The 25,189-nt window shown below is 64.3% G+C and carries 22 protein-coding genes and 4 pseudogenes; 18 read left to right on the top strand and 8 right to left on the bottom strand.

The annotated features are described in order from the left end of the window. Window positions 1-40: 40 nt before the first annotated feature. Entirely contained in the window at window positions 41-970 is a 930-nt protein-coding gene (locus tag ACTJJX_RS28335) for a recombinase family protein (RefSeq protein ID WP_003150544.1), read from the bottom strand. A gap of 201 nt (window positions 971-1,171) precedes the next feature. Here ACTJJX_RS28335 and ACTJJX_RS28330 point away from each other — a divergent pair, with 201 nt between their 5' ends. The 3 genes from ACTJJX_RS28330 to ACTJJX_RS28320 are packed head-to-tail and all read left to right on the top strand — an operon-like array spanning window position 1,172 to window position 4,818. Then, window positions 1,172-1,411 carry a ribbon-helix-helix domain-containing protein gene (locus tag ACTJJX_RS28330; protein WP_003089107.1) on the top strand — a complete coding sequence of 80 codons (240 nt, stop codon included), beginning with the start codon at window positions 1,172-1,174 and terminating at the stop codon, window positions 1,409-1,411. Then, window positions 1,411-1,821 carry a putative toxin-antitoxin system toxin component, PIN family gene (locus tag ACTJJX_RS28325; RefSeq protein WP_003150546.1) on the top strand — a complete coding sequence of 137 codons (411 nt, stop codon included), beginning with the start codon at window positions 1,411-1,413 and terminating at the stop codon, window positions 1,819-1,821. Before ACTJJX_RS28330 ends, ACTJJX_RS28325 begins: the two co-directional genes overlap by 1 nt. A gap of 3 nt (window positions 1,822-1,824) precedes the next feature. Further along, window positions 1,825-4,818 carry a Tn3 family transposase gene (locus ACTJJX_RS28320; protein WP_003299771.1) on the top strand — a complete coding sequence of 998 codons (2,994 nt, stop codon included), beginning with the start codon at window positions 1,825-1,827 and terminating at the stop codon, window positions 4,816-4,818. Between the two features lie 12 nt (window positions 4,819-4,830). Here the strand turns inward: ACTJJX_RS28320 and ACTJJX_RS28315 are convergent, their stop codons facing one another. Genes ACTJJX_RS28315 through ACTJJX_RS28305 form a run of 3 tightly spaced genes read right to left on the bottom strand, consistent with a single transcriptional unit; the run spans window position 4,831 to window position 5,689 of the window. Then, window positions 4,831-5,043: a GDCCVxC domain-containing (seleno)protein gene (locus ACTJJX_RS28315; RefSeq protein ID WP_003089113.1), complete on the bottom strand. Its 213-nt coding sequence runs from the start codon at window positions 5,041-5,043 to the stop codon at window positions 4,831-4,833. 7 nt (window positions 5,044-5,050) lie between these two features. Then, complete coding sequence (gene merP / locus ACTJJX_RS28310; protein ID WP_003150552.1) at window positions 5,051-5,326, bottom strand: mercury resistance system periplasmic binding protein MerP; 276 nt, start codon at window positions 5,324-5,326, stop codon at window positions 5,051-5,053. A gap of 12 nt (window positions 5,327-5,338) precedes the next feature. Beyond that, the gene (locus ACTJJX_RS28305; RefSeq protein ID WP_003089115.1) at window positions 5,339-5,689 is read right to left on the bottom strand and encodes a mercuric transporter MerT family protein; all 351 of its coding nucleotides are present in this window, start codon (window positions 5,687-5,689) and stop codon (window positions 5,339-5,341) included. Window positions 5,690-5,763: 74 nt separating this feature from the next. Between ACTJJX_RS28305 and merR the strand changes: the two genes are divergently transcribed. From merR to metE, 6 genes and pseudogenes are all read left to right on the top strand, one after another. Beyond that, entirely contained in the window at window positions 5,764-6,162 is a 399-nt protein-coding gene (gene merR, locus ACTJJX_RS28300) for an Hg(II)-responsive transcriptional regulator (protein ID WP_003089120.1), read from the top strand. A 93-nt stretch (window positions 6,163-6,255) separates the two neighbouring features. After that, window positions 6,256-7,881, top strand: a pseudogene (locus tag ACTJJX_RS28295) (cobaltochelatase subunit CobN); the annotation flags it as partial. Continuing rightward, window positions 7,878-8,354 carry a MotA/TolQ/ExbB proton channel family protein gene (locus tag ACTJJX_RS28290; protein WP_003088234.1) on the top strand — a complete coding sequence of 159 codons (477 nt, stop codon included), beginning with the start codon at window positions 7,878-7,880 and terminating at the stop codon, window positions 8,352-8,354. The pseudogene ACTJJX_RS28295 and the gene ACTJJX_RS28290, both read left to right, overlap by 4 nt. Further along, window positions 8,354-8,680, top strand: coding sequence for a DUF2149 domain-containing protein (locus ACTJJX_RS28285; RefSeq protein WP_003088238.1), 327 nt, complete (start codon window positions 8,354-8,356; stop codon window positions 8,678-8,680). Before ACTJJX_RS28290 ends, ACTJJX_RS28285 begins: the two co-directional genes overlap by 1 nt. A gap of 80 nt (window positions 8,681-8,760) precedes the next feature. Beyond that, window positions 8,761-11,031, top strand: coding sequence for an OsmC domain/YcaO domain-containing protein (locus ACTJJX_RS28280; RefSeq protein WP_031640198.1), 2,271 nt, complete (start codon window positions 8,761-8,763; stop codon window positions 11,029-11,031). 132 nt (window positions 11,032-11,163) lie between these two features. Next, window positions 11,164-13,464, top strand: a complete 2,301-nt coding sequence (metE, locus tag ACTJJX_RS28275) for a 5-methyltetrahydropteroyltriglutamate--homocysteine S-methyltransferase (RefSeq protein ID WP_003119172.1) — start codon at window positions 11,164-11,166, stop codon at window positions 13,462-13,464. Between the two features lie 61 nt (window positions 13,465-13,525). Here the strand turns inward: metE and ACTJJX_RS28270 are convergent, their stop codons facing one another. Continuing rightward, complete coding sequence (locus ACTJJX_RS28270) at window positions 13,526-14,095, bottom strand: GNAT family N-acetyltransferase (RefSeq protein ID WP_003119171.1); 570 nt, start codon at window positions 14,093-14,095, stop codon at window positions 13,526-13,528. 46 nt (window positions 14,096-14,141) lie between these two features. Then, window positions 14,142-14,438, bottom strand: a complete 297-nt coding sequence (locus ACTJJX_RS28265) for a DUF7660 family protein (RefSeq protein WP_003102361.1) — start codon at window positions 14,436-14,438, stop codon at window positions 14,142-14,144. 371 nt (window positions 14,439-14,809) lie between these two features. Here ACTJJX_RS28265 and ACTJJX_RS28260 point away from each other — a divergent pair. The 7 genes and pseudogenes from ACTJJX_RS28260 to ACTJJX_RS28230 form a co-directional block, all read left to right on the top strand. Further along, a pseudogene (locus tag ACTJJX_RS28260) lies at window positions 14,810-15,577 on the top strand (PAS domain-containing protein); the annotation flags it as partial. A gap of 150 nt (window positions 15,578-15,727) precedes the next feature. Beyond that, window positions 15,728-16,105: pseudogene (locus tag ACTJJX_RS28255) on the top strand (methyl-accepting chemotaxis protein); the annotation flags it as partial. A 169-nt stretch (window positions 16,106-16,274) separates the two neighbouring features. After that, window positions 16,275-16,787 carry a (2Fe-2S)-binding protein gene (locus tag ACTJJX_RS28250; RefSeq protein WP_003088271.1) on the top strand — a complete coding sequence of 171 codons (513 nt, stop codon included), beginning with the start codon at window positions 16,275-16,277 and terminating at the stop codon, window positions 16,785-16,787. After that, on the top strand, window positions 16,784-17,773 hold the full coding sequence (locus tag ACTJJX_RS28245) for an FAD binding domain-containing protein (protein WP_003102358.1): 990 nt from the start codon (window positions 16,784-16,786) through the stop codon (window positions 17,771-17,773). The genes ACTJJX_RS28250 and ACTJJX_RS28245 overlap by 4 nt, the downstream gene beginning before the upstream one ends. Continuing rightward, window positions 17,770-19,977, top strand: coding sequence for a xanthine dehydrogenase family protein molybdopterin-binding subunit (locus tag ACTJJX_RS28240; RefSeq protein WP_016851719.1), 2,208 nt, complete (start codon window positions 17,770-17,772; stop codon window positions 19,975-19,977). Before ACTJJX_RS28245 ends, ACTJJX_RS28240 begins: the two co-directional genes overlap by 4 nt. A gap of 493 nt (window positions 19,978-20,470) precedes the next feature. Further along, window positions 20,471-20,851, top strand: a complete 381-nt coding sequence (locus ACTJJX_RS28235; protein ID WP_003111130.1) for a DUF4354 family protein — start codon at window positions 20,471-20,473, stop codon at window positions 20,849-20,851. 743 nt (window positions 20,852-21,594) lie between these two features. Then, window positions 21,595-21,759: a DUF736 family protein gene (locus ACTJJX_RS28230; RefSeq protein ID WP_071535722.1), complete on the top strand. Its 165-nt coding sequence runs from the start codon at window positions 21,595-21,597 to the stop codon at window positions 21,757-21,759. Window positions 21,760-21,823: 64 nt separating this feature from the next. On the opposite strand, the gene ACTJJX_RS28225 is transcribed toward ACTJJX_RS28230, so the two are convergent. Continuing rightward, complete coding sequence (locus ACTJJX_RS28225; protein ID WP_003119168.1) at window positions 21,824-23,194, bottom strand: hypothetical protein; 1,371 nt, start codon at window positions 23,192-23,194, stop codon at window positions 21,824-21,826. Window positions 23,195-23,250: 56 nt separating this feature from the next. On the opposite strand from ACTJJX_RS28225, the pseudogene ACTJJX_RS28220 reads away from it, so the two are divergent. Together ACTJJX_RS28220 and ACTJJX_RS28215 are read left to right on the top strand one after the other, a co-directional pair. Beyond that, window positions 23,251-23,457, top strand: a pseudogene (locus ACTJJX_RS28220) (DUF2840 domain-containing protein); the annotation flags it as partial. A 6-nt stretch (window positions 23,458-23,463) separates the two neighbouring features. Then, entirely contained in the window at window positions 23,464-23,643 is a 180-nt protein-coding gene (locus ACTJJX_RS28215; RefSeq protein WP_016851718.1) for a hypothetical protein, read from the top strand. Between the two features lie 273 nt (window positions 23,644-23,916). Here ACTJJX_RS28215 and ACTJJX_RS28210 read toward each other — a convergent pair whose 3' ends face one another. Continuing rightward, the gene (locus tag ACTJJX_RS28210; protein ID WP_170869670.1) at window positions 23,917-25,170 is read right to left on the bottom strand and encodes a hypothetical protein; all 1,254 of its coding nucleotides are present in this window, start codon (window positions 25,168-25,170) and stop codon (window positions 23,917-23,919) included. Window positions 25,171-25,189: the final 19 nt, after the last annotated feature.

The raw sequence follows: 25,189 nt of genomic DNA, 5'->3' as shown, positions 1-25,189 counted from the left end.
GGGGTTTGGGGAGCAATGGAACCAAAAACCAACGTAAGCCCTACCAACGCTTTTCGGTGTCTTCTTCCCAGGCGCCCATCTCGACAAAACAGTTGCGCATGTCGGCCTCCTGGCTGATCTCGGTCAGCAGGTCATGCACGCTCTTGTCCAGCTCATCGTCGCTCCGATACGGAATGGTCAACTCATAGTGGCCGGCATCCAGCCGCTTCATGCCATAGGGCTCCAGGCAGTAGCGCTCAATGTTCTCCGTGGCCCGCTTCCGGCCGCGCACGAACTTGCTGTTATTCACCACCGCGAGGCGCAGGGTGACGGTGGCCACCCGCTCGGCGGCGGGCGGCTCTGCCGGCGACGCGGCCGAAGGCTGCTGGTCGCGTGACCTGGCGCTCTTCTGGTACGCGCCGATCTCGACACCACGGTGGCGCAGGTAGCTGTACAGCGTGCTCTTGGAGATGTGCAGCTTCTCGCCGATCGCGCTGACGCTCAGGCGACCTTCGCGGTAGAGGGTTTCGGCCGCCATGGCGGTGGCCTCAGCCTTGGCTGGCAGGCCCTTGGGACGGCCACCGATCCGGCCACGCGCCCGTGCGGCCGACAGACCCGCCTGAGTCCGCTCGCGGATCAGCTCGCGCTCGAACTCCGCCAGCGAGGCGAACAGGTTGAACACCAGGCGGCCTTGGGCGTGGGTGGTGTCGATGGGGTCATTCAGGCTCTGTAAGCCGACCTTGCGCTCTGCCAGCTCGCCGACCAACTCGACCAGGTGCTTGAGGGAACGCCCAAGGCGATCCAGCTTCCAGATCACCACGGCATCACCCGGCCGCACGTTGGCCAGCAGTTTGTCCAACTCCGGCCGGGCGCTTTTCGCGCCGCTGGCGATGTCTTGGTAGATGCGTTCGCACCCGGCCTGTTTCAGGGCATCGACTTGTAGGTCGGCTTTCTGATCCCGAGTGCTCACTCGCGCATAACCGATCTTCATCAAAAGTACTGTTTACTCGACTACGTTAGTAATAGTTGAACTTTGATTAAGCGTACCAGTTATTTGAACCGTAGCGCGGGGAGCTTAACGAACCGAGCCATTCCTCGATAGAGTTCGGCAAAACCTTCGTTTTGTCGAACCATTGCATCGCCCTTTGTGATTGGCGTATAAACACACAAACACCTATTAGCGGAGAACGCTATGAATACCATTCGCTGGAATGTCGCCGTCTCGGCCGACACCGACCAGTCGCTTCGGATGTTTCTGGCCAGCCAGGGCGGCGGCCGTAAGGGCGACCTGTCGCGCTTCATCGAAGAAGCGGTACGGGCACACATCCTGGAGCTGAGCGCTGAGCAGGCCAAGGCCGCTAACGCCCATCTGAGTGAGGCAGAATTGACCAACGCGGTTGACGAAGCGCTCGACTGGGCACGTAAGCGCTGATGCGGGTCGTGTTGGATACCAACATCCTGTTCAGCGCCCTGATCTCGCCACATGGCGCGCCCGATGCGATCTACCGTGCCTGGCGGGCGGCGCGTTTCGAGGTGGTGACCTCGCGGATGCAACTCGATGAAATTCGTCGAGCCAGCCGCTATCCCAAGCTTCAGGCCATCCTACAGCCCGCCAAGGTGGGCGCCATGATCAATAACCTGCAACGGGCTGTGGTACTGGAGCGCCTGACCATCGAGGTCGAAGCCGATGATCCGGATGACTCGTTTTTGCTGGCCATGGCCTTGGCGGGCGATGCGGACTACCTGGTAACCGGTGATCGCCGCGCCGGCCTGCTGCAACGCGGGCACATCGAACGCACGCGGATCGTCACGCCCGCCGTGTTCTGCGTCGAGGTGCTGTGATCAATGCCGGTCGGTTTTCTGACTCAAGAGCAACGCGACGGTTTTGGCCGCTATGTTGATTCGCCCAGCCGTGAAGAGCTGGAACGTTACTTCCACCTGAGCGATGAAGACCGTGAAGCCATCCAGGTGCTGCGGGGTAACCATAACCGTCTGGGTTATGCCGTTCTGCTGACCACCGTCCGCTTCGTTGGCGTTCTGCCGGACAAGCCCGCCGCCGTGCCGGTGGAAGTCCTGCAGGTGCTTTGCCGACAACTGGCGATTCCAGACCCCGACTGCCTCCAGCGCTATAGCGATCATCGCCGCTGGATACATGCCACCGATATTCAGAACCGCTTTGGCTATCGTCATTTCACCGATCCGGGCATCGGCTTTCGCTTGAGCCGCTGGCTGTATGCCCTCTGCTGGACGGGCACCGACCGGCCGGGAGTGCTGTTTGAGCGAGCCACCTCGTGGCTGTTCACACAGAAAGTCCTCCTGCCTGGTGTGTCTCAACTAGAGCGCTTTATCGCCCAGTTGCGCAGTCGGGTCGAAGAACGCCTCTGGTTTACGCTGGGCCGCAGCGTGACTGAGGAACAGCGATTGCAACTGCAAGACTTGCTGACGGTGGCCGAAGGCAACCGCAGCTCCCGGCTGGATCAATTGCGCTCCGGCCCGGTCATGGTCAGTGGCCCCGCGTTGATTCGGGCACTGCGCCGGCTCGATGACGTGCGCGGCATCGGCATCACCTTGCCGGCGGCGGCGCACATCCCTCCCAGCCGTATCGCCGCCCTGGCCCGCTTCGCCAACACGGCCAAGGTCACCGCGATTAATCGGCTGCCGGCGTCGCGGCGGATGGCGACACTGGTGGCCTTCGCACTCTGCCTGGAGGCGACTGCGCACGACGACGCACTGGAAGTCCTGGAGGCCTTGCTGCGCGACCTGTTCAGCAACGCGGAGAAGGCCGACAAGAAAGCCCGCATGCGCAGCCTGAAAGACCTGGATCGGTCGGCCGCGACGCTCGCCGCCGCGTGCAAGGTCGTGCTGGACAGCTCGATCAGCGATGACAACGTGCGCGCCCGGCTGTTCAACGACCTGCCGAGGACCACCCTGGAAAAGGCCCTGGAAGAGGTCAACGCGCTGATCCGCCCGGTAGATGACGTCTATTTTCTTGCATTGGAAGCGCGCTACCGCAGCGTGCGCCGCTTCCTGCCCGACCTGCTCAAGCACATCCGCTTCGGCTTCAGCCCGGCCGGCAAGGGCGTGGCGGCTAGTCTGGAGTGGCTGCAACTGAACCTGCCGCGCCGGAAGCCAGAGGATGACGCGCCGCAGGAGATCGTGGCCAAGGCTTGGCAGAAGCACATCACCCGCGAAGATGGCTCCCTCGACATGGGTGCCTATGTGTTCTGCACGCTCGATGCGCTGCGCACGGCCCTGCGCCGCCGCGATGTCTTCGTCTCGCCCAGTTGGCGCTATGCCGACCCGCGCCTTGGCCTGCTCGACGGTGCCGAATGGCTGGCGGCGCGACCGATCATCTGCCGGTCACTGGGCCTGACCATCGACGCCAAAACCACCCTGGACGCCTTGTCCGTCGAGCTGGATGCAACCTGGCTGGCAGTAGCCGCGCGCCTGCCCGACAACCCGGCGATTCAACTGAGCGAGAACACCGAGGGCAAGACCGAACTGTCGCTCGGGGCGCTGGACAAGCTGGACGAGCCCTGCTCGTTGCTGCAACTGCGGGCGGCCGTGTCTGACCTGATGCCGCGTGTCGATCTGCCGGAAATCCTCTTGGAAATCGCCGCCCGCACTGGCTTTTCCGAGGCCTTCACCCATGTCTCCGAACGCAATGCACGCGCCGACAACCTGGTCACCAGCCTCTGCGCGGTGCTGTTGGGCGGGGCCTGCAACACCGGCCTGGAGCCCTTGATCCGCACCGACAACCCGGCGCTGCGCCGTGACCGGCTGTCCTGGGTCAGCCAGAATTATATCCGCGACGACACCCTGTCAGCGGCTAACGCCATCCTGGTCGGAGCGCAAAGCCAACTGGAACTGGCCCAAGTCTGGGGTGGCGGCGAGGTCGCCTCCGCCGATGGCATGCGCTTCGTCGTACCGGTGCGCACCGTGCATGCCGGCCCCAATCCGAAGTATTTCGGCACCGGCCGGGGTGTCACCTGGTACAACCTGATTTCCGACCAATTCTCCGGCCTCAACGCCATCACCGTGCCCGGCACGCTGCGCGACAGCCTGGTGTTGCTGGCGGTCGTGCTGGAACAGCAGACCGAGTTGCAGCCGACGCAAATCATGACCGACACCGGGGCCTACAGCGATGTGGTGTTCGGGCTCTTCCGCCTACTTGGCTACCACTTCAGTCCGCGGCTGGCCGATGTCGGCGGTACCCGCTTCTGGCGCACGCGCCCGGACGCGGACTACGGCAAGCTCAACGGGCTGGCCCGCCAGTCGGTCAAACTCGACCTGATCGCCGAGCACTGGGACGACCTGCTGCGCCTGGCCGGCTCGCTCAAACTCGGCCGGGTGCCGGCGACTGGCATCATGCGCACGCTGCAAACGGGAGATAGACCCACCCGGCTGGCCCAGGCGCTGGCCGAATTCGGGCGGATCGAAAAGACTCTGCACACGTTGACCTATATCGACGACGAGTCCAAGCGCCGCGCCACCCTGACCCAGTTGAACCGAGGCGAAGGCCGGCACAGCCTGGCCCGCGCCGTGTTCCACGGCAAACGCGGCGAGCTCCGCCAGCGCTACCGCGAAGGCCAGGAAGACCAGCTCGGTGCTCTGGGCCTGGTGGTGAACATCATCGTGCTGTGGAACACCCTCTACATGACGGCGGCCGTGGAACGGCTCAAGCAGCACGGCTATCCAGTGCTGGAAGAGGATTTGGCCCGGCTATCGCCGCTGATCTACGAGCACATCAACATGCTCGGGCGGTATTCCTTTGCGGTACCGGAAGAAGTTGCGCGCGGCGAGCTGCGGCCACTGCGTAATCCAGACGACGACCTGTGATCCCCCTAAACGCTATGAGCAACACCCAAGCTGCTGCTGGATCGGCGGGCACTTCACCGAGCCGAACGAACAGAAAACGCAGCAATCCCCTGGGTTGGGGCGCAGCAGCGCCTTGCAGTTGCTGCACTCGTAATAGAACTGGCAGGCGTCCGTGGGCATGGTTTCCGGCTTGGCGAAGCCGCAGCGCGGGCAAGTCAGCACGGACTCAAGGACAATGGCGCTCATCGTGACCTCACTTCTGCACTGTGGAGGGGTATCCCGCGTTCGCGGTCGCCTCAGTCAGTGCCTCGGGCTGGGCCTTATCGGGATCGTAGGTGACGGTCGCCGTCTTCTGGTCGAAATTGACCTGGACGTCACTCACGCCGGACACCTTCTCCAGCGACTTCTTGACCGTGATCGGACAGAGTCCGCACGTCATGTTCTGCACGTCGAGCGTGACGGTTTTCGGGGGAGCCGCCAGCGCCACGAAGGGCAAGGCGAAAAGCACGGCGATCAGCAGTTTGCGCATGGTTAATCTCCTTCAGTAGAACAGCGGGGCGAGCCACGGCACGGCCAATAGGCCGAGCAGCAGCACGCTGACGATCCAGAACACGAGTCGCTGTCGCACGAGCGTGCGCGGATCGGCGCAGGGTGTACCTGGCGTACAAACCTGTGGCACCAGGTAGAGCTTGCGGAATGCCAATCCCAGGAACAGTAGAGTCAACCCGATGAAGAGGGGGCGTAGTGGCTCCATCATGGTCAGAGCGCCCACCCACGTACCGCCGACACCGAGTGCCAACAGCACCAGTGGCCCGACACAGCACACCGACGCACCGATGGCGGTCAGCGAACTCGCGACCAGCGAGCCTTTCCCGGTGAGTTGCATCCCCATTCCCATCTCCTGAGCCTGATTGCCTAGGTGCTATTCTAAACTCCGTACCAAAGTACGGAATCAAGGAGAAAGTGATGGCCACAGAGCTGACCATTGGCAAGCTGGCAGACGCCGCCGGGGTGAACGTCGAGACGATCCGCTACTACCAGCGACGCGGGCTGCTGGATGAACCAGCCAAACCCTTGGGTGGCCATCGGCGCTATCCGGTGGACATGGTGAAGCGACTGCGTTTCATCAAGCGGGCTCAGGCGCTGGGTTTCACGCTCTCGGAAGTCGGTGGACTGCTGACGCTGGATGAGTCGTGCGCCTGTGCCGAAACGCGAGCACGGGCTGCACGCAAGCTCGCGTTGATCGAGCAGAAGATGGCCGACTTGGTCGTCATGCAGCAACTGTTAGGCGAACTGGTGCAGCAATGTGATGCGGGAGACGGCGGAACGATCTGCCCGATCATCGAGGCACTGATCAGAGAGTAATGCCTGGCGGGTGAGCTGGAGATCGGAAAGCCCCTTTACGGTGGGATTCAGAGCTTACGTTGGTTTTTGGTTCCATTGCTCCCCAAACCCCATCCGCGCCTGCGCGAGCAGTTGCTGCGCGCCCGCGAACTGGACCGCCAGCTCGCCGACACCGGCGAACTGGAGGCGCTGCTCGCCGGCCTCGCCGGGCGCTTCGTCGCGCCCGGGCCGGGCGGCGATCCGATCCGCAATCCGCAGGTACCCAGCGGGCGCAACCTGTTCGCCTTCGAGGCCGACAAGGTACCGACCCGCGCCGCCTACGAAGCCGGCGCCGAGGCCTTCGGCCAACTGCTGGAAAGCTACCGCGCCGAGCACCAGGGCAGGGCGCCGGAAAAGCTCGCCTTCAGCCTCTGGTCGTCGGAAACCATGCGCCACCTGGGCGTCGTCGAAAGCCAGGCGCTGCACGCCCTCGGCCTGCGCCCGCGCTGGGACGCCGGTGGCCGCCTGCTGGCGCTGGACATCGTGCCGGCGGCGGAACTGGGGCGTCCACGGGTGGACGTGGTGCTACAGGTGACCAGTGTCTACCGCGACCAGTTCGACGGCTTCATGCGCCTGCTCGCCGAGGCCATCGAGCGCCTCGCCGCGCTGGACGAGCCGGGCAACCCGCTGGCGCGCAACAGCCAGGCGCTGGAGCGGCGCCTGCGCGAACGCGGCGTCGAAGCGCCACTGGCGCAGCGCCTGTCGCGCCTGCGGCTGTTCGGCAATGCGCCGGGCGACTACGGCACCGGGGTCACGCAACTGACCCTCGATTCCACCCGCTGGGACGACGACTCGGCGCTCGCCGAGCAGTTCCTCGGGCGCTTGCAGTACGCCTACGGCAGTCGCGACTGGGGCGTGAAGCTGGATGGGGGCAACCTGTTCGCCGAACAGTTGAAGGGTGTACAGGCGGCGATCCTCTCGCGCTCCTCGACGCTCAACGGCGTGCTCTCCACCGACCACCCGTTCGAGTACCTCGGCGGCCTGTCGCTGGCGGTACGCCACCTCGACGGCGCCAGCCCGGCGCTGTACATCGCCGACCTGCGCCAGCGCCAGCCGCGCACCACGGCCGCCGCGCAGTTCCTCGCCAGCGAGCTGCGCGGGCGCTACCTCAGCCCGCAGTGGATCGCCGCGATGCAGCGCGAGGGCTACGCCGGCAGCCTGGAAATGCTCGACCTGGCCAACAACCTGTGGGGCTGGCAGGCGGCGGATCGCACCATGGTCCGCGCCGACCAGTGGCAGGCGTTGCACGACACCTTCGTCATGGACCGCCGCGAGCTGGGTCTCGCCGAGTGGTTCGAAACGCACAATCCGACCGCCCAGACGCAGATCATCGCGCGCATGGCCGAGGCCATCCGCAAGGGCTACTGGGACGCCAGCGAGCAGACCCGCCGCGAACTGGCCGAGCGCTGGCGGCAACTGGCGGCCGCCGGCGCCGGCGAGGTCGGCGCGGCGACCACCCGTGAATTCATCGAACGGATGGCCGGCGGTTTCGGCGAGGCCGCGGCGCAGGCAGAGGGCGCGGCCGCGTCCGGTGCCGGCGAAACGGTCAGCGGCCGCGTCCTCGAAGAAGTCGCGCCGCCGCCGTCCGGCGAGCCGCAGCCCTGGCTCCGGCTGGCCGCCGCCGTGCTGCTCGCGCTGTTCGCCGCCGGCGCCGTCCGGCAATCCGTAGTCAATCGTCGTCCGATGGAAAATCGCTCATGAATGGTCTGGAAACCAGCCTCTACGAACTCACCCGCCTGTTCCTGCTGCCGGTGCTGCTGTTGATCCTCGCCGCGCTGGCCTACGCCTTCGTCGCCCTCGGCGGCTTCGCCATGGAAGCCTGGCAGCGCCGTCGCGGGCGCTACCGCTCGCGCCTGGCGGCCTGGCAGGCGCTGCATGGCGGCAACAGCGACGACCTCGAACTGTGGATCATGCAGCGCCTGGAATGGCTGCGGATCACCTCGCGCAGCGCGCCGATGCTCGGCCTGGTGGCGACCATGATCCCCATGGGACCGGCACTGCTGGCGCTGACCCGCAACGATGCCCAGGGGATCGGCGAGAACCTGGTGGTGGCGTTTTCCGCGGTGATCCTGGCCCTGGTCGCCGCCAGCATCACCTTCTTCATCCTTACCGTGCGTCGCCGCTGGCTGCTCCAGGAACTGCGCGCCGTCGAACGCGCGCGGGAGGCCGGCTGATGCGCTTCCTCGAACACGACGAGGCGGACGACCCGATCCTCTCGATGGTCAACCTGATCGACCTGTTCCTGGTGGTGATCGGCATCCTCCTGATCGTCATCGTGCAGAACCCGCTCAACCCGTTCAGCCAGGACAAGGTGGTGGTGGTCGAGAATCCCGGCGAGGCGGACATGCGCATGCTGGTCAAGGACGGCAAGGAGCTGAAGCGCTACCAGGCCAGCGGCGAGATCGGCGAAGGGCAGGGCAGCCGCGCCGGGGTGACCTACCGCTTGGCCGACGGACGGATGATCTACGTGCCGGAGAGCGGCGGGGAGGCCGGCAAGTAGCGACGCGTACGGCGGAGAGCTGGGACTTTTGCCCGGAGTTCCCGGATAATGGCCGGTTTCCGTTTCTCTTGGTGCTCGCCGTGGAAGTAAAGGTCAATTTTCTCGATAACCTTCGACTGGAAGCCAGGTTCGATGATTTCACGGTGATCGCCGACCAGCCGATTCGCTACAAGGGCGACGGCTCCGCGCCGGGGCCGTTCGACTACTTCCTGGCGTCGTCGGCGCTGTGTGCCGCCTACTTCGTCAAGCTGTACTGCCAGACGCGCAACATCCCCACCGACAACATACGTCTGTCGCAGAACAACATCGTCGACCCGGAGAACCGCTACCGGCAGATCTTCAAGATCCAGGTGGAACTGCCGGCCGACATCTCGGAGAAGGACCGCCAGGGCATCCTCCGCTCCATCGACCGCTGCACGGTGAAGAAGGTGGTGCAGACCGGGCCCGAGTTCGTCATCGAGGAGGTCGACAACCTCGATGCCGACGCCCAGGCGCTGCTGATGCCCGGCACCGATGCCGCCGGCTGCACGCGCATCCCGGGCAAGGACCTGCCGCTGGAGCAGACCATCGCCAACCTGTCGGCCATCCTCGCCGGCCTCGGCATGAAGATCGAGATCGCCTCCTGGCGCAACATCGTGCCCAACGTCTGGTCGCTGCACATCCGCGATGCGCAGTCGCCGATGTGCTTCACCAACGGCAAGGGCGCGAGCAAGGAAAGCGCGCTGGCCTCGGCGCTAGGCGAATTCATCGAGCGGCTGAACTGCAACTTCTTCTACAACGACCAGTACTGGGGAGAAGAGATCGCCAATGCGGCGTTCGTCCATTACCCGGACGAACGCTGGTTCAAGCCCGGCCGCGACGATGCGCTGCCGCTGGGACTGCTCGACGGCCATTGCCTGGCGATCTACGACCCCGACGGCGAGCTGCGCGGCTCGCACCTGTACGACACCAACTCGGGCAACGTGCAGCGCGGTATCTGCGCCTTGCCCTTCGTGCGCCAGTCCGACGGCCAGGTGGTGTATTTCCCCTCCAACCTGATCGAGAACCTCTACCTCAGCAACGGCATGAGCGCCGGCAATACCCTGGCCGAGGCGCAGGTGCAGTGCCTGTCGGAGATCTTCGAGCGTGCGGTCAAGCGGCAAATCCTCGAAGGCGAGCTGGCGCTGCCGGACGTGCCGCCGGAGGTGCTGGCCAAGTACCCGGGCATCCTCGCCGGGATCCGCGGCCTGGAAGAGCAGGGCTTCCCGGTACTGGTCAAGGACGCCTCGCTGGGCGGCGAATTCCCGGTGATGTGCGTGACCCTGATGAATCCGCGCACCGGCGGCGTGTTCGCTTCCTTCGGCGCTCACCCGAGCTTCGAGGTGGCCCTGGAGCGCAGCCTGACCGAACTGCTCCAGGGGCGCAGCTTCGAAGGCCTGAACGACCTGCCCCAGCCGACCTTCGAAAGCCATGCGCTGACCGAGCCGAACAACTTCGTCGAGCATTTCATCGATTCCAGCGGCGTGGTGTCCTGGCGCTTCTTCAGCGCCAAGGCCGATTTCCCGTTCGTCGAGTGGGACTTCACCCGGCAGGGCGAGGCTGCCAACGCCGAGGAAGCCGCGACCCTGTTCGGCATCCTCGAAGCCATGGGCAAGCAGGTCTACATGGCGGTGTACGAGAACCTCGGCGCTACGGCCTGCCGGATCCTGGTGCCGGGCTACTCGGAAATCTATCCGGTGGAAGACCTGATCTGGGACAACACCAACAAGGCCCTGGCGTTCCGCGAGGACATCCTCAACCTGCACCGCCTCGACGACGCCGCGCTCGGGGCGTTGCTGGAGCGCCTGGAAGACTGCGAGGTGGACGACTACACCGACATCACCACGCTGATCGGCGTCGAGTTCGACGACAACACGGTCTGGGGCCAACTGACCATCCTCGAGCTGAAAGTGCTCATCGGCCTCGCCCTGAAGCGCTTCGAAGACGCCAAGGAAGGCGTGGAGGCGTTCCTCCAGTACAACGACAACAGCGTCGAGCGCGGCCTGTTCTACCAGGCGCTGAACGTGGTGCTGGAGGTCGTCCTCGATGACGAGCTGGAGATCGCCGACTACGAGGCCAATTTCCGCCGCATGTTCGGCGACGCGCGGATGGATGCCGCGCTGGGCTCGGTGGACGGCAGTGTGCGCTTCTTCGGCCTGACGCCGACCAGCATGAAGCTGGAAGGGCTCGACCGGCACCTGCGGCTGATCGACAGCTACAAGAAGCTGCACGCGGCGCGAGCCAGGATGCAGCCCGTGGTCGACGGCGAGGCCGGCGCTGCCGCGGCTGGCGGTCTCAAGCCTCGGCGCATGGCGATCCGCAAGCGCAAGTGAGGAGGGCGCCGAGGTCAGGGCGCGAGGATGATCATGAGGGAAACTTGATTTCATCACGAAGAAATTGAGTTTGTCTCATGGCATGAGCCTCACGAGAATCCCTCCATCGACCTTTCGACTGGAGGAACACCCATGGCCCTGGCCCACACTCTCGGCTTCCCACGCATCGGACGCGATCGCGAACTGAAAAAAGCCCAGGAAGCGTTCTGGAAGGGCGAGCTGGACGAGGCCGGCCTGCGGGCCGTCGGTCGGCAGCTGCGCGCTGCCCACTGGCAGGTACAGAAGGATGCCGGCATCCAGTTGCTGCCGGTCGGCGATTTCGCCTGGTATGACCAGGTGCTGACCCATTCGCTGACCTTCGGCGTGATCCCCGAGCGCTTCCGGGCGCACGGCGAGGCCGGGCCGACCCTGCATACCCTGTTCGGCATGGCCCGTGGCGTCAGCGACGACAGTTGTTGCGGCGGTGCCCATGCCCAGGAAATGACCAAGTGGTTCGACACCAACTATCACTACCTGGTCCCCGAGTTCAGCGCCGATCAGCAGTTCCAGCTGAGCTGGGAACAACTGTTCGAGGAGGTCGACGAGGCCAGGGCCCTCGGCCACCAGGTGAAGCCGGTGCTGATCGGTCCGCTGACCTACCTGTGGCTGGGCAAGGGCAAGGGCGCCGAGTTCGACAGGCTCGACCTGCTGGACCGCCTGCTGCCGCTCTACGGCCAGATCTTGCGCCGCCTCGCCGGCCAGGGCGTGGAGTGGGTGCAGATCGACGAGCCGATCCTGGTCCTCGACCTGCCGCAGGCATGGAAGAACGCCTTCGAGCGCGCCTACAACCTGCTACAGAGCGAACCGCTGAAGAAGCTGGTCGCCACCTACTTCGGCGGCCTGGAAGACAACCTGGGCCTGGCCGCCAACCTCCCGGTGGACGGCCTGCACATCGACCTGGTGCGAGCGCCGGAACAGTATCCGAGCATCCTCGACCGCCTGCCGGCCTACAAGGTCGTCTCGCTGGGCCTGGTCAACGGTCGCAACGTCTGGCGCTGCGACCTGGAGAAAGCCCTGGAGGTGGTGCGCCATGCCCGGGAGCGCCTGGGCGAGCGGCTGTGGGTCGCGCCGTCCTGCTCGCTGCTGCACAGCCCGGTGGACCTGGAGCGCGAAGACGGGCTGGACGCCGAGCTGAAGAGCTGGCTGGCCTTCGCCGTGCAGAAGTGCCGCGAAGTCGCGGTGCTGGCCCGTGCCGCCACTGAGCCGGAAGCCGCCGAGGTGCTTGCCGCCCTGGAAGAGAGCCGTGCGGTCCAGGCCAGCCGCGCTTCTTCGCCGCGAATCCACAAGCCGGCCGTGCAGGCGCGCCTGGCCGCGATCAAGGCCAGCGACGCCCAGCGCCGCTCGCCGTTCGCCGAACGCATCGCCAGGCAGCGCGCCGGACTCGACCTGCCGGCGTTCCCGACCACCACCATCGGCTCCTTCCCGCAGACCTCGTCGATCCGCCTGGCCCGCCAGTCGTTCAAGCAGGGCAAGCTGAGCGAGGCCGAGTACATCGAGGCGATGCACAGCGAGATCCGCCATGCGGTGCAGATCCAGGAGCAACTGGGGCTGGACGTGCTGGTGCACGGCGAGGCCGAGCGCAACGACATGGTCGAGTACTTCGCCGAGCAACTGGACGGCTACGTCTTCACCCGCTTCGGCTGGGTGCAGAGCTACGGCTCGCGCTGCGTGAAGCCGGCGGTGATCTATGGCGACCTGAGCCGTCCGCGGGCCATGACCGTGGAGTGGATCAGGTACGCCCAGAGCCTTACCGACAAGGTGATGAAGGGCATGCTGACCGGCCCGGTGACCATGCTGATGTGGTCCTTCCCGCGCGAGGACGTGTCTCGCGAGGTGCAGGCGCGCCAGTTGGCCCTGGCGATCCGCGACGAAGTGGTCGACCTGGAGGCCGCCGGCATCAGGATCGTGCAGATCGACGAGGCGGCTTTCCGCGAAGGCCTGCCGCTGCGCCGCAACGCCTGGCCGCACTATCTGGAGTGGGCCACCGAGGCCTTCCGCCTGTGCGCCTCCGGAGTCCGCGACGAAACCCAGATCCATACGCACATGTGCTACAGCGAGTTCAACGATGTGATCGAGTCCATCGCCGCCATGGACGCCGACGTGATCACCATCGAGACTTCGCGTTCGGACATGGAGCTGCTGGAGGCCTTCGAGCAGTTCGACTACCCGAACGAGATCGGTCCGGGCGTCTACGACATCCATTCGCCGCGCGTGCCGAGCCGGGAAGAGATCGTCGCGTTGCTGCGCAAGGCGGCCCGGCGGATACCCGCCGAGCGGCTCTGGGTCAACCCGGACTGCGGCCTGAAGACCCGCGCCTGGCCGGAAACCGAGGCAGCGCTGGTGAACATGGTCGCCGCGGCCCGCGAACTGCGTGGCGACCTCGCCCGCGGTTGACCGGCGGGCCTGGTGAGCGGAACGGGACGCCTGGCGTCCCGTTCCGCATTTGCACGTCGGTTCAGCGCGGAGCGTCCACCAGCGCCCGTAGCACATGGTCTTCCCAGACCCCGGCGATCTTCAGGTAGGCGCGGGCGTAGCCTTCCTTCTCGAAGCCGAGGCTTTCCAGCAGGCGCTCGCTGCGTGCGTTGCGCGGCAGGTGGCTGGCCATGATCCGGTGCAGGCCGAGCTGCTCGAAGCAATACCGGTTGGCTACCCGCAGGGCTCGTGCCATCAGGCCGCGGCCCTGCGCCGCAGCGGCCAGGGAAAAGCCCAGGTGGCAGGCCTGGAATACCCCGCGGACGATATTGGTGTAGCTGCAGCGCCCCAGCACCTCGCCGTCGTCGGGATCGAGCAACAGCAGGAGAAGCGCCTCGCCTTCGTCCATGCTCGCCACCTGTAGCAGGGTGCGGGCGCGGGCGTTGTCCACGGAAAAATACCCCGGGTCGCGCAGCGGCTCCCATGGCGCCAGGTGCTCGCGGTTGGCGTTCTCGTAGCGGCTGGTCCGGACGAAATCGTCGGGTTGCAGCGCGCGCAGGAGGAAGTCCGCGTCGCGATGCAGTATCGGCACCTGCCGCCGGTTGCCCGGCAAGACCCTCGGGTAGCCGGGCGGGAAGGGCGCCAGGGCAGACTTGAAGTCATTCATAGAACTTGCCCGCCAGCATCAGCTGCGCCGCGCGCCGCCAGGCATTCTCCGGCCTGGAATAGCCCGGCAGGCCGTCGCGGGAGTCCTCGCCCCAGGTCGCGGCGGCATCGAGGAAGCCACCGATGCTGCCGTTCTCCCAACCCAGCGGGCTGGGGCCGAATGGTTTCGGCGGGTTGGCGGCGGCGAGGCGGCGGTCTTCCTCCCAGTCCGCCGCCAGCGCGGCGAGGAAGTGCAGGAAACCCGCTTCGTCCTCGACCTGTTCGGCCAGCGCGTAGAGATCGGTTGCCATGTGCTTCCTCCTGGAAGTGGGTTTCGGGATACGACGGCGCGAGGTCGGAGCGCGGTCAGGCCGGGTGCAGCGATCATAGCGCGGACCGGCGCTGGCATGGCTCGCAGCCTGGCTGATGCGCGGGCGCGGGGCGATTGTCTGGGCGTACCAATGCCTGCCTCAACCAGAGCGTCTCGGTAGTCGGGCTGGCCGGCCTGGCAATCCTGGCATCGCGCGCCCCGCTGGGTCCCGCCCGCTAGGGGACGGACGGCGATGCGGGCACCGAGGAAAGTTGCCGGAGCCCGATCTACACTGGCGTTTAGCGGTAGGACGGCTATCTCCGGTTCTCCACTCCCTCGCGATGGACAGGCGCCATCAAGGAGTCGTGCGCGATGCTCTTCGGCAGAAAAAGCAGGGCGGTGGAAAGCGCCGCCAAGGATGAAGACTTGGCGTGGCGACTCGATGCCATCGGGCAGAACGTCGCCACCATCCGTTTCACTCCCGATGGCCAGATACTGTCCGCCAACCCGCTGTTCCTCGCGGCGGTCGGCTATTCGGCGGACGAACTGGTCGGCAAGCACCACCGGATCTTCTGCGACGAGGACTACCAGGCCTCCGCCGCCTACGTGCGCTTCTGGAAGGAACTGGCCAGCGGCACGCCCCAGCGCGGCGTGTTCAAGCGCCTGCGGCGCGATGGTACGCCGGTCTGGCTGGAGGCCACCTATTTCCCGGTGAAGAATGCCGAAGGGGCGGTCGTCGAGGTGCTGAAGATCGCCGCCGACGTGACCCGCAACCATTCCGAACTGCTCCTGCTCAACGCGATCAACGACGCCATACGACAGTCCATGGCGGTCATCGAGTTCACCCCGGACGGCGAGATACTCGATGCCAACGAAAACTTCCTGCGTCTCTTCGGCTACAGCCTCAAGTCGCTCAAGGGCCAGCACCACCGCATGCTCTGCTTCGACGAGTTCTATCGGGAGAACCCGGATTTCTGGGCTCGGCTGCGGCACGGCGAATTCTCCCGCGGGCATTTCGAGCGCCGCAGCGCCGCCGGCGAGCGGGTACATATCGAAGCCACCTACAACCCGGTCAAGGACAGTTCGGGGCGGATAATCAAGGTCATCAAGTTCGCCATCGACGTTACCGAGCAGGTCAATCGCAACGAGGAAGTACGGCGCGCCGCCGAGCTGTCGTTCTCCACCGCGGAAGAGACCGCGCAGATTTCCACCCGCGGCATCGACTCCCTCGACCAGTCCGTCGCCCTGTCGGCCAAGACCCTGTCGATGGTCAACACCGCCGTCGGCCTGATTTCCCAGCTCACCCACCAGACCAAGGACATCGAGAACATCGTCACCACCATCCAGAGCGTCGCCGAACAGACCAACTTGCTGGCCCTCAACGCCGCCATCGAGGCGGCTCGCGCCGGCGACATGGGGCGCGGCTTCGCGGTGGTCGCCGACGAGGTGCGGCAACTGGCGGCGCGCACCAGCGGCGCCACGGTGGAGATCAAGAACGTGGTCACCGAGAACGTCAAGCTGACCCAGCAGATCAACCACAACATGCAGACCATCGAGTCCAGCGCCCAGGAGAACAACAACCAGATCACCACCGTGGCCGGCATCATGCAGGAGATCAGCAAGGGCGCCGAGCACGTGGCGCGGGTGGTGTCGAGCCTGTTCAAGTGACCTCGGCGCAGGCCTCCGGCGGCCGATAGCGGCGCAGGCGTCGAGCATCCGCCCGCCTTTGTGGCATGGCCCTGGCCGTCATTTACTTTGAACGTATCTTCGAGCCGTTCGGTCGGACCTGAAAAAGCGGCATCCGCCGCGCCGATGCACCGACCGTGAGGCTTGTACCATGACCAATCCGGAGCCGGCGGACCTGCCGATCAGCCTGCTGATCAATGGCCAGCGCCGAGAGCTGAGAGTACCCCCGTGGCTGACGCTGCTCGACCTGCTGCGCGAGCGGCTCGACCTGGTGGGCAGCAAGAAGGGCTGCGACCACGGCCAATGCGGCGCTTGCACGGTGTTGCGCAACGGTCGCCGGATCAACGCCTGCCTGACGCTGGCGGTGATGTGCGACGGCGATGCACTGACTACCATCGAAGGTCTGGCCGAGGGTGATCGCCTGCATCCCCTGCAACAGGCGTTCATCCGCCATGATGCCTTCCAGTGCGGCTACTGCACGCCCGGACAGATCTGTTCGGCCCTTGGCCTGGCGAGCGAGGGGCGGGCGCGCTCGCGGGCGGAGATCCGCGAGGGCATGAGCGGCAACCTGTGCCGCTGCGGCGCCTACGGCAATATCCTCGACGCCGTGGAAGACGCCTTGCCGCTGCTCGATCGCGACGGACAGGGAGGGCAGCGCGCATGACGCCGTTCGCCTATGCCAAGCCGGCCGACATCGAGCAGGCGCTGGGCCTCGCCGGCCCGGAGTCGCGCTACATCGCCGGCGGCACCAACCTGCTCGACCTGATGAAGGAAAACGTTGCCAGGCCCCGGCGCCTCATCGACATCACCGGCCTCCCGCTGCGCGACATCCGCCGGACGCCCACCGGCGGCCTGCTGGTCGGAGCCCTGGTCAGCAACGCCGAACTGGCCTGGAATCCCGCCGTGGAGGCGGACTATCCCTTGCTAGCCCAGGCGATCCTCGCCGGCGCCTCGCCGCAGTTGCGCAACATGGCCAGCACCGGCGGCAACCTGTTGCAGCGTACCCGCTGCCAGTATTTCTACGACACCGGCACGCCATGCAACAAGCGCGAGCCGGGCAGTGGATGCCCCGCGCGCAGCGGGCTGAACCGCAACCATGCGATCCTCGGCGCCAGCGAACACTGCGTGGCGGTACATCCATCCGACCTGTGCGTGGCGCTGGCGGCGCTGGAGGCTCAGGTACTGGTGCGCGGCCGCGCTGGCGAGCGGCGGGTCGCTTTCGCCGACTTCCATCGCCTGCCGGCAGACACGCCCGAGCGCGACAACTGCCTGGCCGTCGACGAACTGGTCACCGCCATCGAGCTGCCAGCACCGCGCTTCGCCCGGCATTGCCACTACCTGAAGGTGCGCGACCGGGCCTCCTACGCCTTCGCCCTGGTCTCGGTGGCGGCGGCCCTGGAACCGGACGGCGAGCGCATTGGCGAACTGCGCCTGGCGCTCGGCGGCGTGGCCCACAAGCCATGGCGCGTCGCAGAGCTGGAGGAACGTTTCAGGGGCCACCCGGCGAACCGGGACAGCTATGTCCGCTTCGCCGAAGCGCTGCTGCGTGACGCCAGGCCGCTGGCCCACAACGCCTTCAAGATCGGATTGGCGCGCAACGCCATCGTTCGCGCACTGGAAGAAGCCCACTCGGGAGGGATCGGCCAATGAGCAGCCTGCCACACAGCACCGGGCAAGCCCTGGATCGCGTCGACGGGCCAGCCAAGGTCACCGGCCAGGCTCGCTACGCCGCCGAATATCCTGCCGCCGACCTGCTCCACGGCAGCGTGGTCAGCAACGACGTCGCCCGCGGCCGGGTGCGCGGCATCGACTGTGCGGCGGCCCTGGCGGTACCCGGGGTGGTCGCGGTACTGCATCACCTGAACCGGCCGCCGATGGCGGGCGACGACGAGCCCTACAAGGACGCCGATGCCGCCGAAGGCGAACCCTTCCGCCCGCTGTTCGACGACCGCGTCCTGTACAGCGGCCAGCCCCTTGCCCTGGTCCTGGCACGGAGCCTGGAACTGGCCCGCTACGCGGGCTCGCTGCTGCGCATCGATATCGAGCCCGAGCCGCACCAGACCGACCTGCTGGTCGCCCTCGACCAGGCCCATGAGGCTCCCGCCGAACTGCCCGCCGAGCGCGGCGACTTCTACACCGCCTACCGCGCCGCGCCGATTCGGGTCGAGGCCAGCTACAGCACGCCGATCGAGCACCACAATCCCATGGAACCGCACGCGTCCACGGTCATCGTCCAGCCCGACGGCAGCCTGCTGGTGCACGACAAGACCCAGGGGACGCAGAACAGCCAGGCCTACCTGCAAAAGGTCTTCGGCCTGCCCGCCGACAAGGTAAGGGTCTGTGCCGCCTACGTCGGCGGAGCCTTCGGCTCCGGCCTGCGTCCGCAATACCAGTTGGCCCTGGCGGTGATGGCGGCGCTGCAACTGCGGCGGTCGGTGCGCGTAGTGCTGACCCGCCAGCAGATGTTCACCTTCGGCTACCGGCCGCGCACCCTGCAGCGCCTGCAACTGGGCGCCGATGCCGAGGGGCGCCTGCTTGCGCTGGGCCACCAGGCGACAGCGCAGACCTCGCGCTTCGAAGACTTCACCGAGCACGTGGTGGAGTGGAGCGGCATGCTCTATCGCTGCGAGAACCTTTCCCTGGCCTACCGTCTGGTGCCGCTGGACGTCTATACCCCGCTGGACATGCGCGCCCCCGGCGCGGCGCTGGGGCTGATCGGGCTGGAATGCGCGATGGACGAACTGGCGGTGCGGCTCGGCATGGACCCCATCGCGCTGCGCCGGTTCAACTTCGCCGAGCGCAACGGCAACGAGGACAAGCCGTACTCCAGCAAGGCGCTGCTGGCCTGCTACGAGGAGGGCGCCCGGCGCTTCGGTTGGCAGGCCCGCGACCCACGGCCACGGAGCATGAGCGAAGGGCGCCAGTTGCTCGGCTGGGGCATGGCCGGCGGCGTCTGGGAGGCCATGCAGAGCAAGGCCAGCGCGAGGGCGCGGCTGGAGGCGGACGGCCTGCTGCGGGTGGCCAGCGCGACCACGGATATCGGCACCGGCACCTACACGGTGATGACCCAGATCGCCGCCGACGCCGCTGGCATGGCGCCGGAAGAGGTGCGCTTCCAGCTTGGCGACAGTGCGTTGCCCAAGGCTCCATTGCAGGGCGGCTCGTTCACCGTCTCGTCGGTCGGTTCCGCCGTCCGCCTGGCCTGCCTGCGCCTGCGCCAGGCCCTGGTCGCCCATGCCAGGGCCCGCCATCCGGAGCTGGCCGGCACCGCCGAAGAACGCTTCCGCATATGCCGTGGCCATCTGGAAGCGGGCGATACGCGATACGCCCTGGCCGACCTGCTGCAAGGGCTGCCGGAAGACGCGTTGCAGGTGGAGGTGGAAGCTGAACCCTCGGCGCGGCGCAAAGGCTACGCCACCGCGACCCATTCGGCGGTATTCGTCGAGGTGCGGATCGACGAAGCCCTCGGTACCCTGCGTGTGAGCCGGGTGGTCAGCGCGGTCGCGGCGGGGCGGGTGATCAACCCGAAGACCGCTCGCAGCCAGATACTCGGCGGGGTGGTCTGGGGCCTGGGCATGGCCTTGCAGGAGGAAACCCAGGTCGACCATGCGCTGGGCCGCTGCATGAACCACAACCTCGCCGAGTACCACATCCCGGTTAACGCCGATATTGGCGATATCGAGGTGATCTTCGTTGACGAACCCGACGATATCGTTAACGAACTGGGCTCCAAGGGCGTCGGCGAAATAGGCATCGTCGGCGTCGCCGCCGCAGTGGCGAATGCCGTGTACCACGCCACCGGCCGCCGCCTGCGCGACTTCCCGCTGACCGTCGACAAGTTGTTGCTCGGCTGAGCCCGGCAGCCTGCGCAAGCGGCTTGGCGGCCACCCGCCGGGTCGCCGGGCTGGACTCTCCCCCAAGGGAAGATCGCAGGCCCCGCTCGCCACCCGCAACGGAGTCGAACACGACATGCCGCCGACAGCCTCGGTGGCGCCCTCGCCGAGCGCTACCGCGATGCCGGTCCAGGCGCACTTGTTGCATCGCGGCCACGCCGAAGCGGACCTGCCCGGCGCCCATTGGGCCATCGCCTGGGCCGAGCGTCCGGCCTGTGGTTGCAAGTGTTCGAGGGCAGCTTGGCGGGCGCGAGGATCGTGTGGGGCCGAAGACCGGCGCTCCGCGTAGCGAGCGGTTTTCGCCTGGAAGCACGGTTGCGGGAAAAGTTCCGCTGGAAACCCTCCGACTTGCAGAACACGAGGCGCCCCGCATTCCTTGGCACTGCGCTTGATCGCGGCGAAAAGACCCACGGAAAATCACCGGGTCGTTCAGTCTTTGCCAAAGGAAATCAGTATGAAGAACGCAATGGCCCTGACCCTGGCCGGCCTGCTGGCCGCTCCTTCCCTCGGCTTCGCCGCCGCGCCGGACGCAGTGATGGTCTTCGCCCGCCAGGGCGACAAGGGCAGCGTATCCGTCGGCGACAAGCACTTCCGCACCCAGGCCTTCAAGGTCCGCCTGGTGAATGCGGCGAAGAGCGAGATCAGCCTGAAGAACAGCTGCCTGGTGGCGCAGTCCGCCGCCGGCCAGTCCTTCAGGCTGGATACCGTGGACGAGGAACTCACCGCCGAGACCCTCAAGCCGGGGGCCACCGTCGAAGGCGAGGCGATCTTCGCCTCCGAGGACGACGCGGTGTACGGCGCATCGCTGGTCAGGCTGAGCGACCGGTGCAAGTAGGCGGATAGCCGTTGCGCAGCGAAAGCCGCAGGGCAGCCTCGGCGGCTTTCGGGTGCGAGGAAACGGCTTTCGAAGGTTTCGGCGCGAATCTGAAATCATTCAGGGCGCGTTTCCGGTGCTTCTGGTTGCCTGGGCTGGGGGCCGAATTCTAGATGCCAGATGCCAGATGCCAGATGCCAGATGCCAGATGCCAGATGCCAGATGCCCGGGGCTAGGGGAGGTAGACATCGCTCCAGGCTGCGCCCGAGCGAGGCGCTCGACCCATAAGGCACGCCCGGCCCCCTCTCCCGCGTGCGGGAGAGGGTTGGGGTGAGGGCCGCCAACACCACATTTCAAAAACCAAATCCGCAGCACTCAAGCCGCGACTATTGCGGTTAGCAGCGGGGGAGGTTGTGGTTTTGCGGGTGGCAATAGGTGTGCCGTTCAGGTATGGGGAAGGGCTATGGCTTAGGGAGGGAAGGGCTGTATACGGCCAGAAGCTGTCACTCACCAAAGGATACTTCTGTCACTAACTATCGGGGGCCTGCACTCAGGAGCACGCTGGCGAACCGTCACACCAGATACGCCCAACTATGACATCCTTAAGGATGTGTTGGACGATGATGTGGATGTGGCCGTGTCCTACCGTATGCAAGTCGGCCACGGCTTAAGGTGTGACTGAGATCTGTCCTGGTTAGACGAACCATGATCACTGACTAGGCGGCTATGATGCTTCCGGGACTCTCTAAACACGGAACGGCCAAATAGCCTTTGGCGCCGTTACAGTTTCGCACCAAGCGACCTCGTACAACACAGGGCCGACCCTCGACGATCCTTCGCTCCCGGCCACGGTCTACGCCCGCCTGATCGAAGGCGAGGGCGGCACGCACGACCTGATCTGGTCGCGCAGCAAGCCCCATGCGGCGTAACCGCCGCTGCACTCCGCCCACACGCGGCGGGGCTCAGTGTTCATCTAGCCGTCTGCCGTTTGGGTTAGCGCCATGCGTAAGTCTTGTTCTTACGCCATCTGACCACTCCAATGCCTCGGGCAATCGCGTGTGCGCAGCCCAGTGTCATTGCATATTCATGGAACAGCCTTTGATTGAAAAATATCTCTTCAAAATCCTGGGTTCCGTCCGGGTTTTCTATAACAATGGCGGCGTGGGAAATGTCGTTGCATTTGTCTTGCCCAATTTCTTCGGTAACGATAAGCATGTACCTGTTGGGCAATATTCCTACCCCATCTATATCTTTTGCTTCGTTTAGAAGTTCGGATATTTTCTCTTGAAAGACATGGGTTGCATAATGGTGCGTTGTCAATCGCCGATTCCCTCCTGACTCCTCATTCCACTTGAGCCAAGCATCCCAAGTTACAGGAATTGAGATAAATACCTGTCTGTTTGTTGCTTGCTTGGCAGCATCTGCTCTTTTCAGCTTCCAGTCCTCATAGTTTTTCCGAAGCCATTGTGCATTTGGCAGGTTTTCACGAAATGTTGTCCATTGCCCAAGCGACAGATCGCCAAAAACCAGTCCCACCGGAGGAGATGTCGTTATTCCCGTGCTATTCAATCTTGGGCGGCCATGCCGGAAGAAATCTGATTTCCCTCCAATCGGCGGTGCCGGTTTCACGTAGGTGATGTTATCAATGTCGAATTGTGTATCTACCACCGGCCCCTTTATCTCCTGCTTTCCGGGAAATTTTTGCATGAGAGCAGTCATGCTCCTTGTGGCAAGATCGTTCCAGGCACGGTGCAAGTCATCGAACTCTGGAAAATCCTTATCCAGGTTTATGGGGACGTATTCAAAGGGCCACAGGAAAAAGCTGTCGAAGGAATCGCTGTGGAAGTAGCAGCCCGAAACAATGATCCCATCAATCTCATTGGTGTCATTCCGCACTCGGTGAGCTATTAGCGTGAGCAATGCATCGTGATCGAGCGCGGTGTAGCCGTTGTTGACAAACCAAATAATTGAAGTCGTCGTTCCTTCATGTTCAAGCCTGGACTGCTTGAGTTGTTTTTTGGCTTTGCTGATTGCCGTTTTGATTGGACCTTCTAGAATCCGATCATAATTTCTCTGCTCAGGCGGCGGCAAAGAGCCACGATCCAGAACGACAACCGGTCTGTCGGCGTTAAAAGGGCGGAACAACGCAGCAAGTTTGGCTTGTCTCTCTGGCTTTGCTAAGCCCTCATCATCCAGCGCCTTTAACTCTATAACGCAGTTGCCCAGCACATAGTCAGCCCCAATTTGCTCTCGGCGATCAGCATCCGGATGTGCCCGTTTTCCCCTGGCATCTTCAACAACCTGGTCAATGTCAGACTCTGAAATCGGCCGCAGCCTGAAATGATCCATAACTGGATTTGGCATTGTGTCTTTTCCCCGGTGCTGCCCACGATCCTTCTTTTAGCAAATTATTGCTGCGTACGCCCTTGGATGGCGCGCAGCGCATCCCCGGTGTGCAGCCTGGCGCGCGCCTGCTGCTGCACGCTGAGGGAGAGAACCCGGTGCGCGCCGTGCTGGCACGCATTGACGCCATCGAGGCGCTGGGCATCGCGCCTGTCGGCGTCTCGCCCGCGTACTGGCGCACGCTCGCTAACCGGCTCGCGGCACGCTTACCGCTCGCGTTGTGAAAACAGGTGATCAGCGATCGCATCCGCCAATCTGATCTGAGCGGCAACGACCTGGGGCTGGCGCAGGCTGAGGACGTGTCGGTCATGGGCGATGCCAGTGCCCTGGGCATCCTGCTCAACAACCTGACGGCCAAAAGGGGCCAAAAGGACGGCCAAAAGGGGACGGATTTATTTTTCCTATTCTAAACTTGACCGGTCAGGCAGAATTAGAGTGCAATAAATAAATCTTTCCCCTTTTACACAGAGGTCTGATCAGGGCGTTGTGGTAAGTCTTGGTGCTTTCGCTACCTACCACAATGCTGCGCCCCTGGTTGGAAGAAGTGATCTCAACGCGTCGGCGCGAATTTCGATCGGCGGCAAGCTTTAGTGGCTGCCTAGCTTTACCTGCCTCACGGGTGCTCCTGCGCAGACAGGTGCAGAGGAGGGGCGGCGCTAACTCCGACCACTTCGCAGCTGGCGTTACTGGAACAGCCCTGGATTTCGATCAATTGTTTCTTTCAATGCGTCCTCGGTTGTAAGTCCCACTCTGACCATTTCCGCGAAGTCCTCCAAAGCAAACAGCGCGCTTTCGTTTTCCAGAGCTGTTTTCATGAAGGCTGCGGCTAACGCGTGAAGATTTATTTCGCCCCCACTCTTTTCGCCTAGGCGATCAAACAACGCCTGCGCATCTGTCCCTTTAGTGTATTCGTCCAGCCCAAAGAGTGAGTAGAACATCATTCCCAATGAGCCCGTTATGTGGGGTTCTGGCCGGGTCCATTCGTTTCGAAGCTCGGTACCTTGATCGGCGTTTTCCAGTTGCTTACGAATCTTATTAGGAATAGTGGCGGCGGCTGTCTCGCGGTTGTAGTAGCTACGGCTAGCAAGGGCTGCTGCATCTCGAGTGACCTTCCACATGATGAACCACATCTGCGCGACGCTGTATTTGCGCATCCCATGGCGCACGGTGGCTTTGATCTTGTCTACATCTGCAGCGCAGAGGATGTGGTTGTGCACGTCGCATTGATATTCGAAGTAGCACATCACGTCTGTGACGGCATGGTCCAGCCAGAGTTCGGTCAGCGCTACGGAATCTGAGAACTCTCGCTCAAACAGCATGTTGAGCGCTGCCTGACTTCCTCCTAGGTCAGCATCCGGAGGAAGAAAGTAACGAGCTGAAGCTTTGGAGAACCAGAGCTTCTCGTCTTGGATCCAGTAGGTCCCCGGTTTAGCTGCTGCAGGGTCGTCTTGCAGGATGTTTTGCTTGTAGAGGCGATCAATGAGGCCGCCTGTTCCCTGAGGAGTCATCGCTTCACAGTCGTCCAGCGAAAAGGTCCCTTGCGTAAGCAGAGGGCCGACCAGTGCATGGATTGCTTGCAGGATGAGTACAGTGTCGTCAGGTAGCGCAGAGTAGGAAATGGTCGCTTCCCGTGCACGGGAGATGTAAGGGGCGAGCTTAGCTTCCAACTCAGCGCGTTGCTGAGCTTCCTCCTTTTGCCTCTCCTCGTCCTGAATTTTTTGACATTCCTCGCACGGTTGATTGGAGCGTTGAATTACCTTCTTGGCCTCGGTCCGGCCACCTATCTGGATTTGCCCATCGCACTTGGGACAGGTCTGATTTTCGTCATAAGCCGTGCAGATCTGCCGGACAAATTTAGCGACCATGCTGGCCTGGGTAATTTCTCGGAAAGGGAGGAGATCGGCTACGCGTTCCAGGTACGCGCCTTCCTCGTCCATGGCCCAATACCGCTTCGCC

This window comes from Pseudomonas sp. 22490 (genome assembly GCF_052044465.1).
In the GTDB taxonomy this organism is placed as follows: Bacteria; Pseudomonadota; Gammaproteobacteria; order Pseudomonadales; family Pseudomonadaceae; genus Pseudomonas; species Pseudomonas aeruginosa.
The sequence above is the reverse complement of the archived record's forward strand: the minus strand, read 5'-3'. Positions and strand labels throughout refer to the sequence as shown.

Bases quoted from the DNA above. Each gene is read 5' to 3' on its own strand.
- ACTJJX_RS28285 (WP_003088238.1), top strand. From the start codon at position 8,354: ATGCGCTTCCTCGAACACGACGAGGCGGACGACCCGATCCTCTCGATG.
- ACTJJX_RS28315 (WP_003089113.1), bottom strand. From the start codon at position 5,043: ATGAGCGCCATTGTCCTTGAGTCCGTGCTGACTTGCCCGCGCTGCGGC.
- ACTJJX_RS28225 (WP_003119168.1), bottom strand. From the start codon at position 23,194: ATGCCAAATCCAGTTATGGATCATTTCAGGCTGCGGCCGATTTCAGAG.
- ACTJJX_RS28330 (WP_003089107.1), top strand. From the start codon at position 1,172: ATGAATACCATTCGCTGGAATGTCGCCGTCTCGGCCGACACCGACCAG.
- ACTJJX_RS28335 (WP_003150544.1), bottom strand. From the start codon at position 970: ATGAAGATCGGTTATGCGCGAGTGAGCACTCGGGATCAGAAAGCCGAC.
- ACTJJX_RS28290 (WP_003088234.1), top strand. From the start codon at position 7,878: ATGAATGGTCTGGAAACCAGCCTCTACGAACTCACCCGCCTGTTCCTG.
- ACTJJX_RS28325 (WP_003150546.1), top strand. From the start codon at position 1,411: ATGCGGGTCGTGTTGGATACCAACATCCTGTTCAGCGCCCTGATCTCG.
- ACTJJX_RS28235 (WP_003111130.1), top strand. From the start codon at position 20,471: ATGAAGAACGCAATGGCCCTGACCCTGGCCGGCCTGCTGGCCGCTCCT.
- ACTJJX_RS28320 (WP_003299771.1), top strand. From the start codon at position 1,825: ATGCCGGTCGGTTTTCTGACTCAAGAGCAACGCGACGGTTTTGGCCGC.
- merP (WP_003150552.1), bottom strand. From the start codon at position 5,326: ATGCGCAAACTGCTGATCGCCGTGCTTTTCGCCTTGCCCTTCGTGGCG.
- metE (WP_003119172.1), top strand. From the start codon at position 11,164: ATGGCCCTGGCCCACACTCTCGGCTTCCCACGCATCGGACGCGATCGC.
- ACTJJX_RS28210 (WP_170869670.1), bottom strand. From the start codon at position 25,170: ATGGACGAGGAAGGCGCGTACCTGGAACGCGTAGCCGATCTCCTCCCT.
- ACTJJX_RS28265 (WP_003102361.1), bottom strand. From the start codon at position 14,438: ATGGCAACCGATCTCTACGCGCTGGCCGAACAGGTCGAGGACGAAGCG.
- ACTJJX_RS28245 (WP_003102358.1), top strand. From the start codon at position 16,784: ATGACGCCGTTCGCCTATGCCAAGCCGGCCGACATCGAGCAGGCGCTG.
- ACTJJX_RS28250 (WP_003088271.1), top strand. From the start codon at position 16,275: ATGACCAATCCGGAGCCGGCGGACCTGCCGATCAGCCTGCTGATCAAT.
- merR (WP_003089120.1), top strand. From the start codon at position 5,764: ATGGCCACAGAGCTGACCATTGGCAAGCTGGCAGACGCCGCCGGGGTG.
- ACTJJX_RS28240 (WP_016851719.1), top strand. From the start codon at position 17,770: ATGAGCAGCCTGCCACACAGCACCGGGCAAGCCCTGGATCGCGTCGAC.
- ACTJJX_RS28305 (WP_003089115.1), bottom strand. From the start codon at position 5,689: ATGGGGATGCAACTCACCGGGAAAGGCTCGCTGGTCGCGAGTTCGCTG.